Here is a 13526-nt window from a genome sequence, read left to right as displayed (position 1 = left end):
GCGTGCTCGGTGCGGTGGAGCCGACGCCTGCGGCGCCGGTCGCGTCCGGCGTGGCGCGCGCGCTGGCCGCCTGCGCGGTGGCGCTCGGCCTGTGCGCGGCGGGCTGCGAGGAGGAGGCGCCGCCGACGCGGCTCGTCGGCCAGGTGCACCTGACGCTGCTCCACACGTCGGACATCCACTCGCGGCTCTTCCCGTACAACCTGCAGCTCGGCCAGGTGGACGCGGGGCTCGGCCTCGGCGCGGCCACCTCGATCGTCAACGTCGGCGGCGCCGCGCGCATGTCCCATCTCCTCGGCCGCGAGCGCGCCCGGTCGTCGCGCGCGCTGCACCTCGACGGAGGAGACTGTTTCCAGGGGGCGCCGATCTTCAATTTCTACTCCGGAGAGGCCGAGATCCGCGCCCTCGGCGCGATGGGCGTCGACGCCATGATCGTCGCCAACCACGAGTTCGACCGCGGCGCGCTGAACCTCGGCATCCAGCTCCAGCAGAACGCCGGCTTCCCCGTCCTTGCGGCGAACTACCAGCTCGAGGACCCCGCGCAGCCCGGCGCCTCTCCGCTCGGCGCCATCCTGCAGCCGTTCACGGTCTTCGACCTCGAGGGCCTCAAGGTCGGCGTCGTCGGGATGGGCAACCTCTCCAGCCTGACATCGATCTTCGAGGCGCCGAACCGGCTCGGTGTCACCCCGCTGAACACGACCGAGGTCGCCCAGTTCTACGTCGATCTGCTCCGCCCCACGGTGGACGTCATCGTCTTCGTCACCCACCTCGGCCTCGACGGCGACGAGCGGATGATCGAGACCACGACGGGCATCGACGTCGTGCTCGGCGGGCACAACCATATCGTCCTGCAGCCGCCGAAGCGCGTCCGCGACTGCTCGCGGTACTACGACGAGGAGCAGCAGAGCCACTACATCCTCCTGAACGACGAGCGCTCCCCCGGGGAGGGCGCGAAGCGCCGGCGCTACTGCACGCCGCGCGACGTGGTGCTCGCGCACTCCGGCGCGTTCGCGAAGTTCGTGGGCCGGCTCGACCTCGTGCTGTCCAGGGACGCCTCCGAGCTCGGGGGCGGCTACGACCCGCTGAACGGCTTCGAGGTGCTCTCGGATCGGTACGAGCTCTTCCCCGTGACTGAGGACGTGCCCGCCGATCCGATCGTCGCCTCGGCGCTCGAGCCGTACGCGCAGGGGCTCGACGCGCTCGCGAACCTCGATCTGCTGGTCGGCTACGCGCCGGGCGGCTCCCGCGGCGCCTCGCCGAGCGGCGGCGACCCGCCGCTCGGCAACCTCATCGCCGGGGCGATGTGGCTGCGCCTCGGCATCCAGACCGACTTCGCGCTCACGAACACGACAGGCATCCGCGCCGACCTCGCGCCCGGCCCGGTGACGGTCGAGCAGATGTTCAACATCTTCCCCTTCGACAACTCGATCTCGAAGATGCAGCTCTCCGGCCTCGAGGTGCAGGAGCTCTTCGACCTCGTGGCGCGCCGATCGAGCGGCCGCGGGTGCGTCTCGCAGGCGCAGATCGCGGGCGCGCGGGTCGTCATCGACTGCGCCGCGCGCTCCGAAGGCGGCGCCGCGCCGGGCGTCGCGACCCACGTGTACATCGGCGCGCGCCAGCCGGCGATCGCGTGCCCGAACGGCGACGCCGACTGTCCGGGCGGCGAGGTGGGCAGCTGCGACGTCGAGGCGAGCCGGTGCTGGCAGCCGATCGATCCGATCGCGACCTACGAGCTCGCGACGTCGAGCTACCTCGCCGAGGGCGGCAGCGGGTTCCGCGTGCTCCAGCGCAACACGACGCAGCTCGACACCCAGGTGCAGCAGCGCGACGCGCTGATCGACCACATCCGCGCGGGCAGCCCGTGCGGCGCGGACGAGCGCGGAGAGCTCGCGTCGTGCCGGCGGGACGCCGACTGCGCGGGCGTGGGCGAGGGCTTCGTCTGCGCGTGCCCCGAGTCGGTGGTCGAGGGGCAGGCGTGCAAGACAGGCGCCGCGCCGTGCTCCCGGGGCGCGTGTGTGCTCGCGCGTTGCCGCGACGACGTCGCCGCCTACCAGCGCGACGTCTGCGCCGAGGCCCCGACCGACTGGGTGCGGGAGCGGTGCGAGAGCGCGCTCGCCCCGTGCAGCGCCGCGGGCGAGCAGTGCAAGTACCTGGCGTGCGTCGACCGGCGGCTCGGCAACTTCTCCGACGGCCGCTTGCGGATGGTGGGCCAGTGACGCCGCGGGCGCGGCATCGAGCGGCGCTCGCGGCCGCCGCGCTCGCCGGGTGCAGCAGCGACTTCGAGCCGCCCCGGGGCGTCTCGAGCTTCTGGGTCCAGGTCGAGCAGGTGAACGGGGAAGCGCCGCCCTCCGCCGAGGCGCCGTTGCCGGCCAACCGCGGCGACACGGTGGACGCCTGGTCGTTCAGGATCGAGGCGCGCGACGCTGCCGGCCGCCGGGCGCCCTTCGGCGGAATGGTCAGGCTCAGCGTCGATCCCGGGGCGGTGCTCGACGTCGCGGCCGAGGACGAGGGCATCGCGGTCGGCCGCAACATCCGCCTGCGGGGGGGCGTCGCCGAGGGGATCGCCCACGTGACGGCCGTCTACGGGCCCACCCGGCTGTGGGTCGAGGACGTCGGCTACCGGCCCGCGTCCCGGGGAGACCGGCCCGCGTGCGCCAACGGTGTCGACGATGACGCGCCGGGCGACGTGCTCGTCGATTTCCCTGCAGATCCCGGGTGCGCCTTCGCGGACGACGACACCGAGGAGGGCGGCTCCTTCAGCGCCGGCGTCTCGAAGCCGGTCGCTTACGCCGTGCCGCGCATCGCCGACGTGCAGGGCGGCGGCCCGGCGACGCCCTACCCGACCGAAGCGATGCAGATCAACACAGCGGCTCCCCAGCAGGTCGTCGTCACGCGCGTCTCGAGCGACGGCTTCTACGTCACCGATCTGACGGGCCAGGGGAGCGGCTTCAACCACCTCTTCGCGTACAATTTCAACACACCTTCCAACATGCGTGTCTGCGATCGGCTCGAGTACCTCGCCGGCACCGTCGACGAGTTCTTCGGCTTCACCGAGCTCTCGTTCCCTTCGTACGAGATCGCGCGCGAGCAGCGAGGAGCGGAGTGCCTGGTCCCGGAGCCGACGGCGCTCGACGGGCCCACGATCGCCGGCGCCTCGGCCATGGAGCGCCTCGAGAGCGGGCTCGTGCGCGTCGAGGGGTTCCACATCGGCGAGCGCTTCGGTCCGAGGTCCGCGAGGGACAACGTCTTCGCCGCGGAGCAGTCGAACTGCGATCTGAACGGCGACGGGCGGGTCGATTTCGACAGCCAGGCCGAGCGGAGCTGCGCGAACGCGTGCTCGGCCGACCCCGAGTGCAGCGAGTGGACGAGCTACGCCGCGCGCGGCAATTACAAGATCACGGACGGGTCGAGCATGATCCAGATCCAGACGGGCACGGTGAGCGCCTTCGATCCGACGTCCCACCGGGGCGAGGTGATCGACGCGGTGACTGGCACGCTCCGGAACTTCTCGGGCGGCTCGCTGAACTGGACGATCGAAGCCCGCTGCCCGGACGACCTCGTCTGCGCGGCGCCCGGCTGCGCGCCCGCAACGAAGCCCTCGAAGGAGGCCTGTGTCCGGACGCGCAGCCTCGACGACAACGACGCCGAGACCAACTAGCCACCTCTCTTCACCTTCGCCGCGGTCGCGCCGCGCCCGCCGGATCCCCCAGGCCCACGAAAGCCACCTCCCGACATGCACCGAAGCGCGCTCCTCGCCCCTGCTGTCTCCGGGGCCTTGCTGTTCACGCTCGCGCCGCCGGCGCTAGGGCAGCCGCAGCCGCCGCCCGGTCCTGCTGCGCCTGCGGCGCCAGCGCCGGTGCCGCCGGGCCCGGACCAGGCCGCGCCGGCCCCAGCGGCCGCCGCGCCGGCCACGGCGTCTCCGATCTCGCAGCCCGCACCCGCGCCGGCTGTCCCCACCCTCCCACGGCTCGAGCCCTACCTGCCGCCGGCGGCCGAGGAGCCGCCCGTCCGCGTGGGGGACGCGATGGACACGCGCCTCACGTGGACGCTCGGGGACGACGATCTGCTCCACGACACCGGCCAGGCGCAGCCGCTCTCGCCGAACCTCAGCGTCGGCGATCGGAAGCAATACCGGCTCTTCTTCGACAACCTCAACTCCCGCTTCACCGGGCGCGAGAACCTGACGCACCTCGCGCTCTACAAGAGGATGCCGGGGTTCATCGAGCGGCTCGACACCGAGGCTTCGCTCATCCTGCGCATCGATCTCGCCGCGCTGTCCAGGAACGACAACAACGTCAATCAGGCGTTTTACGACGCGGGATCGTTCATTCGCGCCTTCTGTCACACCGACGGCAAGGCAGAGGGGAAGACCGGTATCGGCGTCACGCTCTGGCCCATCGACACGGACCGGTTTCGACTGGGCTACCTCTACGAGATCTCGTGGGGCGGGACGAACGCCTCCGCCAACCAGTCCATCTTCCCGCGCATCATCGGAACCGCGCCCGGCGCGAAGGTCCAGCTCGACTCCGACCGGTTCAGCGTGTACGCGGGGTTCAAGGTCGCGAGCCTCACCCAGGTCCAGGAGGTGCGCACCCCGGGCACGAGCGAGACCGAGGAGATCCGAATCGCTCAGACCAACTGGGGCTTTCTCCTTGGCGGGGAAGCCGATCTCCACCCCTCCGTTCACGTCGACCTTGGCGCCGGCTACTTCCAGCAGGGCCGCTTCGACTTGCCCGACGTCGCCGGCGACCCGGTCTACACCTACGGCGCCTCGGCCCGGATCGTCGCGCATGCCAGGAACGAGCCCATCCCGCAGTCGGTCGACTTCCTCCTCTATCGCAACGATCCCGACAAGCCGCAGATCATCTTCAAGCCCGAGACGTACACGCCGGGCAAGACGACATGGGCAGTGATCCTCGAGGCGACGAACCTCTTCCAGAACCTCAAGGACTTCGAGTCCGCCGGCGCCACCACCCATCAGCCGGCACGCGCCGGCGCCCTCCAGGCGGTCGTCAAGTCCGGATACGCGCGCGCGAGCGTCACCGGCATTTACAGGGACCTGCCGTTCGTGCTGCGCAACCAGCCGAGCTTCATCCCCTTCCAGACGATCCCGAAGACCGCCCAGACCTCGACGGCCGACGAGCTGTTCTTCGCGCTCGCGGCCGACTACTACCTCGCATCCGCGCGGCTCACGCCCGGCCTTGGCGTCGGCCTGCAGTTCCCCGCCGCGTTCAGGACGATGTCCATCGACACCATGAGCGCGGTGATCGCGCGCACGTCCGTCGTCCGAGACCAGGGGAATGTGTCGATCCTCCCCTTCAACGCCTCGGCTGTGCCCATCTTCCAGGCCCGCGTGAGCCTCAAGTGGGATATCAGCAAGATCCTCTCCGCGGTGGCGTGGGCTCAGGTTGTGCGTGACAACAACGGCACGTTCATGGAGCGCGATCCCTCCGAGGGAACCGTGGCCCTGCGCACCTTCGTGAACCCCGACTTCTTCGGCCTCGGCACGAGCTTCCAGGCCCGCTTCTGACCCGACGCCCGCGATGCGCGCGCCCGCGGCGCCCGCTCGCCGCGCCTGCGTTTCCCCCGCTCACCGCGCCTCCGCCGCCGCCGCTCATCGCGGCTCGAAATCCTTGAACGCCGCCACGGCCCGCTGCGACGTGCTCACGGTCTCGACGATGCGGAAGCCGCCGCGCAGGTAGAAGCCCTCGAAGTGCAGCACGCTCTCGCCCTCGGCGGGCTCGATCTCCCAGTAGCGCGAGCGGTCCTTCGACGTGCCCAGCACAGCGATCCGCCGCCACCCCGCCGGGATCATGCCCGTCCACTCGGGGCCGCGCTTCTCCGTCAGCTCGAAGTCGTCGCGGCTGTGCTTCACCCGGAAGCTCGCGTCCGGCCCCGAGCCGATGCGCGCGTCGAGCGCGGCCCCGGGCGGTCCCTTCGCCATCTGGTCCTGGCGCCGCGGTCCCCGCTTGCTCACCCGGTAGCCCGCCACCGACTGCGGATCGAGGTAGTAGGTGCCCCCTTCCTTGCTCGCGCGCAGCCGCCCCGCGTAGATCGCCTGGCGCACAGCGCTCTCCGAGATGCCGAGCCGCTGCGCGGCGTCCGGCACCGTCATCGTGAAGCGCGTGCGCGGCGTGAGGACCGCCGAGTCGGGCGGCAGGCGCTTCCGCGCGACGCAGTCGAGCATCACGTGGAAGGTCGGGTCGCGGTACACGTCGGCGGTCGCGACGCTCCGGCCCGCGACGGCGGTCCTGTCCAGCAACGGGTTCTCCTGGCCGAGCACGAGATCCAGCAGCTCGACGTCGGACACCGACGGATCCCTGGCCGCCACAAGGACCCGGGACAGAAAGGCGCCGAGCTCGCCCGCCGGCGTCGGGAACTCGACCGTCTCGCCGGACAGCAGCGTGTATTGCGTCTTCATCTCGCCTCTTCGCAGCTCGTCGTGTGCGCTCGCCCACACCGCGCGCCGCACGCGTGCCCGGGGCCACGCGAGCCCGATCCGTCCAGGAGGCGGACGAAGTCCCACGCACGCGCCGGAGGCACGCGCAGGCGGATCTCACCCCACCGGGGACGCCGCGCCGGCGGAGCCCGCCTCGATGGACGGGCCCGCCCGCACGTCGCCCGCGTCGGGCACGCGTTCAGCGCCGCAGCTACGCATTACTGTAAGCCCGTTCAGGTTGTCCCGTCTAGTGCCTTCGCAAGCCGCTAGGACAAATGCCGTCCGCTTCCAGGGCGGACACGCGTTCGCAACCGTCCGAAACCAAACGTTAATTCCGTATGATCAGAACGCGGCGCGGCCCAGGAAAAATCGTCGAGGCGCGCGGATGGGCACGGATCACCGCGCCAGGCCCGCCTCGCGCCGTCGCCGCACCCGGGTTGCCGGAGGGATCTGTTCAGTGGGTGGACCCCACCGTTTGTTCAGGTGTCGGGCCGCTGTCGCGTCTCGGCGAGGGCCTCGATCGTGTCGCGATCGTGGTCCCGGATGCAGTCGACGCCGTTGCGCTCGAACTGGACGGCGGCGGCCAGCGCGGTCCGGCTGCGCTCGCGGTCGATGGCCCACGCGGCGTGTCGCACGAGCAGGGCGAGCTGCAGCGCCCGGCCCAGCGTGATCGCGACCCGGCGGGCGCCCGCCTCGAGGCCGGGGCGGTCGGCGGAGGCCATCTCCTTGATCCACGCGCGGGCGTGCGACACCGCGCGCGACGCGGACGTCTCGGCCTCGGCGAGCTTCGGCTCGACCACGCCGGTCAGGAGGCGCGCCACCTCGGCCGCGAGGATGTCGAGCGAGCCGTCCTTCAGGATCACCCGCAGCGCGTCGAGGGCGAGCACGTTCGTCGTGCCCTCCCAGATCGTGAGGACCTGCGCGTCCCTGAGCAGGCGCGGCAGGCCCGTGTCCTCGACGTAGCCGGCCCCGCCGAACGCCTCGAGCACCTCGCTCAGCACCGACACCGCCTGCTTGGCGGTCGTGAGCTTCGCGAGCGGGATGATCAGCCGCAGCAGCTTGGCCTCCGAGTCGGTGAGCGAGCCCGTCTCCTCGCGCCCGAGCAGCTCGATCGCGCGGAAGGTCAGGTGGAAGGCGCCCTCGAACTCGGCCTGGAGCTCGGCGAGCGTGTCCATGTGCAGCGGCTTCTCCGCCAGCGTCGTGCCGAACTGGACTCGGCTCTGGGCGTACGAGCGCGCCAGCGCGAGCCCCCGGCGCATCCCCGCGATGGCGCCGATCGCGTTCCATGTGCGCGTCACGTTGAGCATCGGCGCGATCGCCCGGACGCCGTTCGAGAGGCCCGCCACCGGCGTGGCGAGGACCCCGTCGAGCGTGAGCTCGGCGGTCGGCACCTTGCGCGTCCCTAGCTTGTCCTTCAGCCGGTTGATCAGCACGCCCTCGCGGCGGCCCGCCTCGCCCGCGAGCTCCACGTAGAAGAGCGCGAGGCCGCGGCTGCCCTCGGGGTTGCCCTCGGGGCGCGCGAGCGTGAGCGCCATCTCCGACGTGGTGGCCGAGGCGAACCACTTCGTCCCGTGGAGCCGGTAGGCCCCGTCGGGGCCGAGGCGCGCCGCCGTCTCGCTCCGCCCCACGTCCGAGCCGCCGGTGCGCTCGGTCATCCACTGGCCCGAGGTCCACGCGGCGGCGGGGTCGCGGCTCGTCAGCCGGGGCACGGCGCGGTCGATGAGCGCGTGGTTGCCGCTCGCGAGGAGCGTCCGCGCGGCGCCGTCGGTCATCGCGAGCGGGCACGTGTACACGTCGCTCGACGCGTCGAAGAGGTACGCCAGCGCGAACTGATGGACGCGCGAGAAAGCGCCGTGCGCCCGCTCGTAGGCCGTCGCGACGACCCCCCGCTCGCACGCGATCCGGGCCGCCTCCTTCCAGAGCTGGGTCACCTCGACCTGGTCGACGCGCCTTCCCCAGGCGTCCCACGACGTGAGCTTCGGCTCGTTCGCGCGATCGGCGAGCTGCAGCTGGTACAGGCGGCCGCCGGCGAGCTCGCCCATCTCCCGCAGCGAAGGGGTTATCGACGCGGCCACCTCGCGCGGCAGGGCCCGCGCGAGATAGGACCGCAGCACGCGGTCGTCGTCGTACTGGTTCCCGAGTGTGGGGGGGTCTTGATAGAAAGCCACCGGCCGACTCCTAGGTTGGTGCGCCGCAACCCGAACCGTGCGACGCCCGCGCGCCGATCACGTTCCGCGCGCCCCTCCGTGCACGCGCGGCGACTCGCAGCCTCGATAGAGCTCGAAGCTACTGAACCCGTCCCATCCGGTTCAACAGGAAGCCGAGGCCGCGTCGCGGCGACGCGGCGAACGGTGAACCTCTGCTGGTAATTTCGCCGCGACCGCCGGTTTTTGTGCGCTGTTCGGGTGCTGTGTCGCACGGAAAGAAGGGTAAGTCGCTGAATGTGCCGTTCTTGACTTCTCCGATGCACCAATGCATATGGCTGGCGGTGAAGCTCTCGAACAAGGGTCGCTACGGTGTGCGCGCATTGTTCGATATCGCATTCCACAACGACGGGCGGCCGACCCAGATCCGCGAGATCTCTGAGAGAGAGCTCATCCCTGCGCGCTTCCTGGAGCAGATCTTCCAGGACCTGAAGAAAGCCGGGCTCATCAGCTCGAAGCGGGGGCCGCGCGGCGGTTATCACCTCGCGCGGCCCGCGAGCGAGATCAGCCTGGGCGACGTCGTCCGCGCCCTGGAGGGGCCGGTCGCCGTGATCGCGCCGGATGACGACGGCAGGCCGGAGGGCTCGCCGCTCGACCCGCCCACGGCCGTGTTCCACGATCTGGCGCTCGCGATCGAGCGCTGCTTCGACTCGGTCTCGATCGCCGACGTCTGCGAGCGCGGCGTCGAGCTCGGCGTGCGCCGCAAGGGGCGGCCAGAGCGCTCGACCTACGTGATCTGAGCCGACACCATGAGCAGCCCCGAACGATCCTCACAATCCACCGGCGCACCCGGCGCACCCGGCGCACCCGGCGTACCCGGCATACCCGCGGAGGGCGCAGCGCAGCTCCCGCCGCTGCCGTCGCACCCGCGCGTCGTCGACAGCCTCCTCGACCTCGTCGGCGACACGCCGCTCTACGAGATCCGCCGCGTCGACGCGGCGACGCCCCGGGGGCGCGTCTTCGGGAAGGCCGAGCAGCAGAACCCGGGCGGCTCGCTGAAGGACCGGATCTGCCTCGCGATGATCGAGGGCGCCGAGGCGCGCGGGCTGCTCGGCGCGGGCGGCGTGGTCATCGAGCCCACGTCGGGGAACACCGGGATCGGGCTCGCGATCGTGTGCGCGGCGAAGGGGTACCGCTGCATCCTGACGATGCCGGCGAGCATGAGCCTGGAGCGGCGCCAGCTGCTCGAGGCCTACGGCGCGGAGGTCGTCCTGACCGAGCCCGAGCTGCAGATGGAGGGGGCCATCGCCCGGGCGCGCGAGCTCGCGGCCGACATCCCGGGGGCGCTCATCCTCAGCCAGTTCGACAACCCCGACAACCCGCGCGTCCACGCGGAGACGACCGCGCGGGAGATCCTGCACGCGATGGCCGGCCTCGACGCGCCGGGGCGGCCCGGTCCCCGGCAGTCGCTGACGATCGACGCGTTCGTCGCCGGCGTGGGGACGGGCGGGTCGGTGAGCGGCGTCGGGCGCGTGCTCAAGCGGCTCCGCCGGGCGACGCGCGTCATCGCGGTCGAGCCCGAGTCGTGCGCGACGATCTCGCGCGGCGAGCGCGGGCCCACCAAGATCCAGGGGCTCGCCGCCGGGTTCGTCCCCACGAACTACGATCCGAGCGTGGTCGACGAGGTGCGGACGGTCAGCGATCGCGCGGCGTACGACACGAAGGCGGCGCTGGCCCGGCAGGAGGGGCTGCTCGTCGGCATCAGCGCGGGCGCCGCGGTGCGCGTCGCGCTCGACGTCGCCCGCGAGCTCGGCCCCGACGCCAACGTGGTGACCGTCCTCTGCGACACCGGCGAGCGCTACTTCAGCCTGGACGAGTATTTCCGATGAGCGGCGGCGGCGAGGCGATCCGCGGGTGCGTCCTCCTCGTCGGGGCGGGGGGGATCGCCGCGCCCGCCGCGCTCGCGCTCGCCGCTGCCGGGGTGCGGGAGCTGCGGGTCGCGGACGACGACCAGGTCGAGCTGACGAACTTGCATCGTCAGATCCTGTTCGACGACGACGACGTCGGGCGGCCGAAGCTCGACGCGTTCGCGGAGGCGCTGCGCCGCCGCTTCCCCGGGCTCCGTGTCGATCGCCGCTACGGCCGCTTCGCGCCGAGCGCGGCGGCGGGGCTGATGCCGGGCGTCTCCGTGGTGGTCGACGCGACCGACAACTTCGCGTCGCGGTTCCTGATCGCCGACGTGTGCCGCCTGACGAGGACGCCGGTGGTCCATGCCGCTGCGATCCGCTGGCGCGCGACGGTGATGGCGGTCGCGGGGGAGGGGGCGCCCTGCTACCGCTGCCTGTTCGAGGACCTGCCGACCGGGGACGCGCCGGATTGCGCCACGGCCGGCGTGGCTGGCCCGGTGTGCGGCGTGGCCGGCGCGATCGCGGCGGATCGCGCGCTGGCGATCCTCGCGGGCGACGCGTCGATCTTCGGCCGGATCGCGACGTACGACGGCCTCACGGACACGCTGCGCAGCGTTCCTGTCTCCGCGCGGCCCGCCTGCGACCTCTGCGGGGCGCGCGCCGCGATCGCGACGATCGACGCATCCCGCTACGTCGTCGCGTGCGCGGCCGAGAGCGGATCCCCGACCCACGTTGAAGGGGACCGCGAGAGCGGATCCCCGACCCACGTTGAAGGGAACCGCGAGAGCGGATCCCCGAGCCCTGTTGAAGTTGAAAAGGACCGCGAGAGCGGATCCTCGACCCACCTCAAGACTGGAGAGCAAGACCATGGCTGACACCGCGACCGTCCGCATCCCGACCCCCCTCCGCACGCTCACCGGGGGGCAGGACGAGGTCAAAGCCGCCGGCGGCACCGTCGGCGAGCTGATCGAGAACCTCGAGAAGAGCTACCCCGGCATCCGCGACCGACTCCTCGACGAGAAGGGCGTGCGGCGCTTCGTGAACATCTTCGTGGGCGACGAGGACATCCGCTTCCTCGACGGGCTGAAGACGCCCGTGAAGGGCGGTGACCAGGTGGCGATCGTGCCCGCGATCGCCGGGGGCTGAGGTGGACGACCCGCGCTATCTCCGCCAGGTGTTGCTCGCGGAGATCGGTCCAGAGGGACAAGCGAGGCTCAAGGCGGCGACGGCGCGCGTGCTCGGCGGCGGCAGGGACGCGCCGCCGCTCGCGCACGAGGTGGCGGAGCGCTACGCGCGCGGCGCCGGCTTCGGCGCGCTCGCGGAGGGCGCGATCGACCTCGCTGCGCTCGCGCCCGCGGAGCTCGTCGCCTCGCCCGCCGCGCGCGCCGTGCTCGCGGGCGCGCGCGCGGCGCTCGCCGAGATGCGCGCCGCGCTGGCTCAAGGGAGCGCGGGGCAGGGGAGCGCGGGGGAGGTCGACCCGTCATGAGGCACTCGCTCGCCCGCTCCCGGCGCCTGGGGTCGGTCGTCGACGCCGTGGGCGACACGCCGCTGTTGCGCCTCTCGCGCGTCGGCCGCGAGACGCCGTCGGTCGAGGTCTACGCCAAGCTCGAGTTCGCGAACCCCGGCGGCTCGGTGAAGGATCGCGCCGCGCTGCGGATGATGACCCGCGCCGCCGCGGACGGGCGCCTCACCAGCCAGAAGACGCTCATCGACTCGACGAGCGGCAACACCGGGGTCGCCTACTCGCTCTTCGGCGCGGCGATGGGCTTCAAGGTGGCGCTCGTCATGCCGTCGAACGTGTCGAAGGCGCGCAAGGACATCGCGCGCGCGTTCGGCACGGAGCTCATCTTCAGCGACCCGATGGAGGGCTCCGACGGCGCCATCCGCCTCGTGCGCTCGCTGGTCGAGAAGGATCCGGAGCGGTACTTCTACCCGGATCAGTACTCGAACGAGGACAACCCGCTCGCCCACTACCACGGTACGGCGCGCGAGATCCTGGAGGCGGTCGGCGACAGGATCACGCACTTCGTGGCCGGCATCGGCACGAGCGGCACCATTGTCGGGACGAGTCGGCGGTTGCGCGAGCACCACCGCCCGATCCGTTGCATCGCCGTGGAGCCCACGGAGGCGCTCCACGGGCTGGAGGGGCTCAAGCACCTGCCGAGCTCGCTCGTGCCCGCCATCCACGACGAGGGCGCGTACCACGAGACGATGCGCATCACGACGGAGGACGGCTGGGACATGTCCGATCGCCTCGCGCGCGAGGAGGCGCTGCACGTGGGGCACTCGGGCGGCGCGGCCGTCTTCGCGGCCTTCGAGGTGGCGAAGCGCCTGCACCGCGAACAGCAAGGAGGGTGCGTCGTGGCGATTGTCCCGGACCGGGGCGACCGCTATTTTGCGCCCATGAAATGGGAGAAGCGTTACTTATGGTGATGTCTCCACAGCCGTGGACCGCCGGCGGGGTCGTCCTCAAGGCGAGCGTGCTCAAGGCGGTCGAGGACGAGGCGCTCGCGGGCTACGCGCGCGACGAGGAGGCCTGCGGGTACCTGAAGGGGCCCGCGGCCGAGCCGCTGCTCTGCGACGAGCACGTCCGGATGGACAACATCGCGAACAAGCTCCACGCCGTCGATCCGGAGCGGTACTTCCGGACGGCGCGGACGTTCTTCGATTTCAACGGCAAGCGCTTCTCCGACGCCGTCGAGAAGGGCGCCTCGGCGGGGCGCCCGGTGAAGGTGCTCTATCACTCTCACCTCGACGCCGGCGCCTACTTCAGCCCGACGGACGCTGCCATGATGAGCGGCGGCGAGCCGCCGGCCGAGGAAGGGGCCCCGATCGTGATGGGGCCCGGGCCGGCGTTCCCGCTCGCGTTCCTCGTCACCAGCGTGCGCGGCGGCTCCGGCGAAGGGCGTCCGGAGGAGGCGCCCCGCATCGCCGAGCACCGCCTCTTCGTGTGGGACGGCGCCGCGTTCGTCGCGTCGACGTTCTCCGTCGTCGATTGAGCTCATCGCGCCGGGGCGCGCGTCCACGCGCTCTCGCGCA

The 13526-nt window shown here is 71.8% G+C and carries 12 protein-coding genes; 10 read left to right on the top strand and 2 right to left on the bottom strand.

Annotated elements, in window-relative coordinates:
• Positions 1-2: 2 nt before the first annotated feature.
• The 3 genes from WMF19_RS32555 (at position 3) to WMF19_RS32545 (ending at position 5527) form a co-directional block, all read left to right on the top strand.
• Positions 3-2213, top strand: coding sequence for a bifunctional metallophosphatase/5'-nucleotidase (locus WMF19_RS32555; RefSeq protein WP_437893935.1), 2211 nt, complete (start codon positions 3-5; stop codon positions 2211-2213).
• Complete coding sequence (locus tag WMF19_RS32550; protein WP_437893934.1) at positions 2210-3655, top strand: hypothetical protein; 1446 nt, start codon at positions 2210-2212, stop codon at positions 3653-3655. The genes WMF19_RS32555 and WMF19_RS32550 overlap by 4 nt, the downstream gene beginning before the upstream one ends.
• A gap of 75 nt (positions 3656-3730) precedes the next feature.
• The gene (locus WMF19_RS32545; protein WP_437893933.1) at positions 3731-5527 is read left to right on the top strand and encodes a hypothetical protein; all 1797 of its coding nucleotides are present in this window, start codon (positions 3731-3733) and stop codon (positions 5525-5527) included.
• A gap of 84 nt (positions 5528-5611) precedes the next feature.
• On the opposite strand, the gene WMF19_RS32540 is transcribed toward WMF19_RS32545, so the two are convergent.
• A complete protein-coding gene (locus WMF19_RS32540; protein ID WP_437893932.1) occupies positions 5612-6418 on the bottom strand; it encodes a helix-turn-helix domain-containing protein in 807 nt (268 codons plus the stop codon).
• Positions 6419-6915: 497 nt separating this feature from the next.
• Entirely contained in the window at positions 6916-8604 is a 1689-nt protein-coding gene (locus tag WMF19_RS32535; protein ID WP_437893931.1) for an acyl-CoA dehydrogenase family protein, read from the bottom strand.
• A 296-nt stretch (positions 8605-8900) separates the two neighbouring features.
• Between WMF19_RS32535 and WMF19_RS32530 the strand changes: the two genes are divergently transcribed.
• The 7 genes from WMF19_RS32530 to WMF19_RS32500 are packed head-to-tail and all read left to right on the top strand — an operon-like array spanning position 8901 to position 13486.
• Positions 8901-9380 (top strand): RrF2 family transcriptional regulator, encoded by a 480-nt coding sequence (locus WMF19_RS32530; protein WP_437323772.1) that lies wholly within the window; start codon positions 8901-8903, stop codon positions 9378-9380.
• Positions 9381-9389: 9 nt separating this feature from the next.
• Entirely contained in the window at positions 9390-10469 is a 1080-nt protein-coding gene (gene cysK / locus WMF19_RS32525) for a cysteine synthase A (protein ID WP_437893930.1), read from the top strand.
• On the top strand, positions 10466-11362 hold the full coding sequence (locus tag WMF19_RS32520) for a HesA/MoeB/ThiF family protein (RefSeq protein ID WP_437893929.1): 897 nt from the start codon (positions 10466-10468) through the stop codon (positions 11360-11362). Before cysK ends, WMF19_RS32520 begins: the two co-directional genes overlap by 4 nt.
• Entirely contained in the window at positions 11355-11633 is a 279-nt protein-coding gene (locus WMF19_RS32515) for a MoaD/ThiS family protein (protein ID WP_012238383.1), read from the top strand. The genes WMF19_RS32520 and WMF19_RS32515 overlap by 8 nt, the downstream gene beginning before the upstream one ends.
• A 1-nt stretch (position 11634) precedes the next feature.
• Positions 11635-11973 carry a hypothetical protein gene (locus WMF19_RS32510; RefSeq protein ID WP_437893928.1) on the top strand — a complete coding sequence of 113 codons (339 nt, stop codon included), beginning with the start codon at positions 11635-11637 and terminating at the stop codon, positions 11971-11973.
• On the top strand, positions 11970-12920 hold the full coding sequence (locus WMF19_RS32505) for a PLP-dependent cysteine synthase family protein (protein ID WP_437323768.1): 951 nt from the start codon (positions 11970-11972) through the stop codon (positions 12918-12920). The genes WMF19_RS32510 and WMF19_RS32505 overlap by 4 nt, the downstream gene beginning before the upstream one ends.
• Positions 12914-13486, top strand: coding sequence for a Mov34/MPN/PAD-1 family protein (locus tag WMF19_RS32500; RefSeq protein ID WP_437323767.1), 573 nt, complete (start codon positions 12914-12916; stop codon positions 13484-13486). The genes WMF19_RS32505 and WMF19_RS32500 overlap by 7 nt, the downstream gene beginning before the upstream one ends.
• The last annotated feature ends 40 nt before the right edge of the window (positions 13487-13526 follow it).

The organism is Sorangium sp. So ce124 (genome assembly GCF_051525235.1).
Taxonomy (GTDB): Bacteria; Myxococcota_A; Polyangia; order Polyangiales; family Polyangiaceae; genus Sorangium; species Sorangium atrum.
Note: the sequence above shows the minus strand (reverse complement) of the source record. Positions and strands in the feature narration are given on the sequence as shown.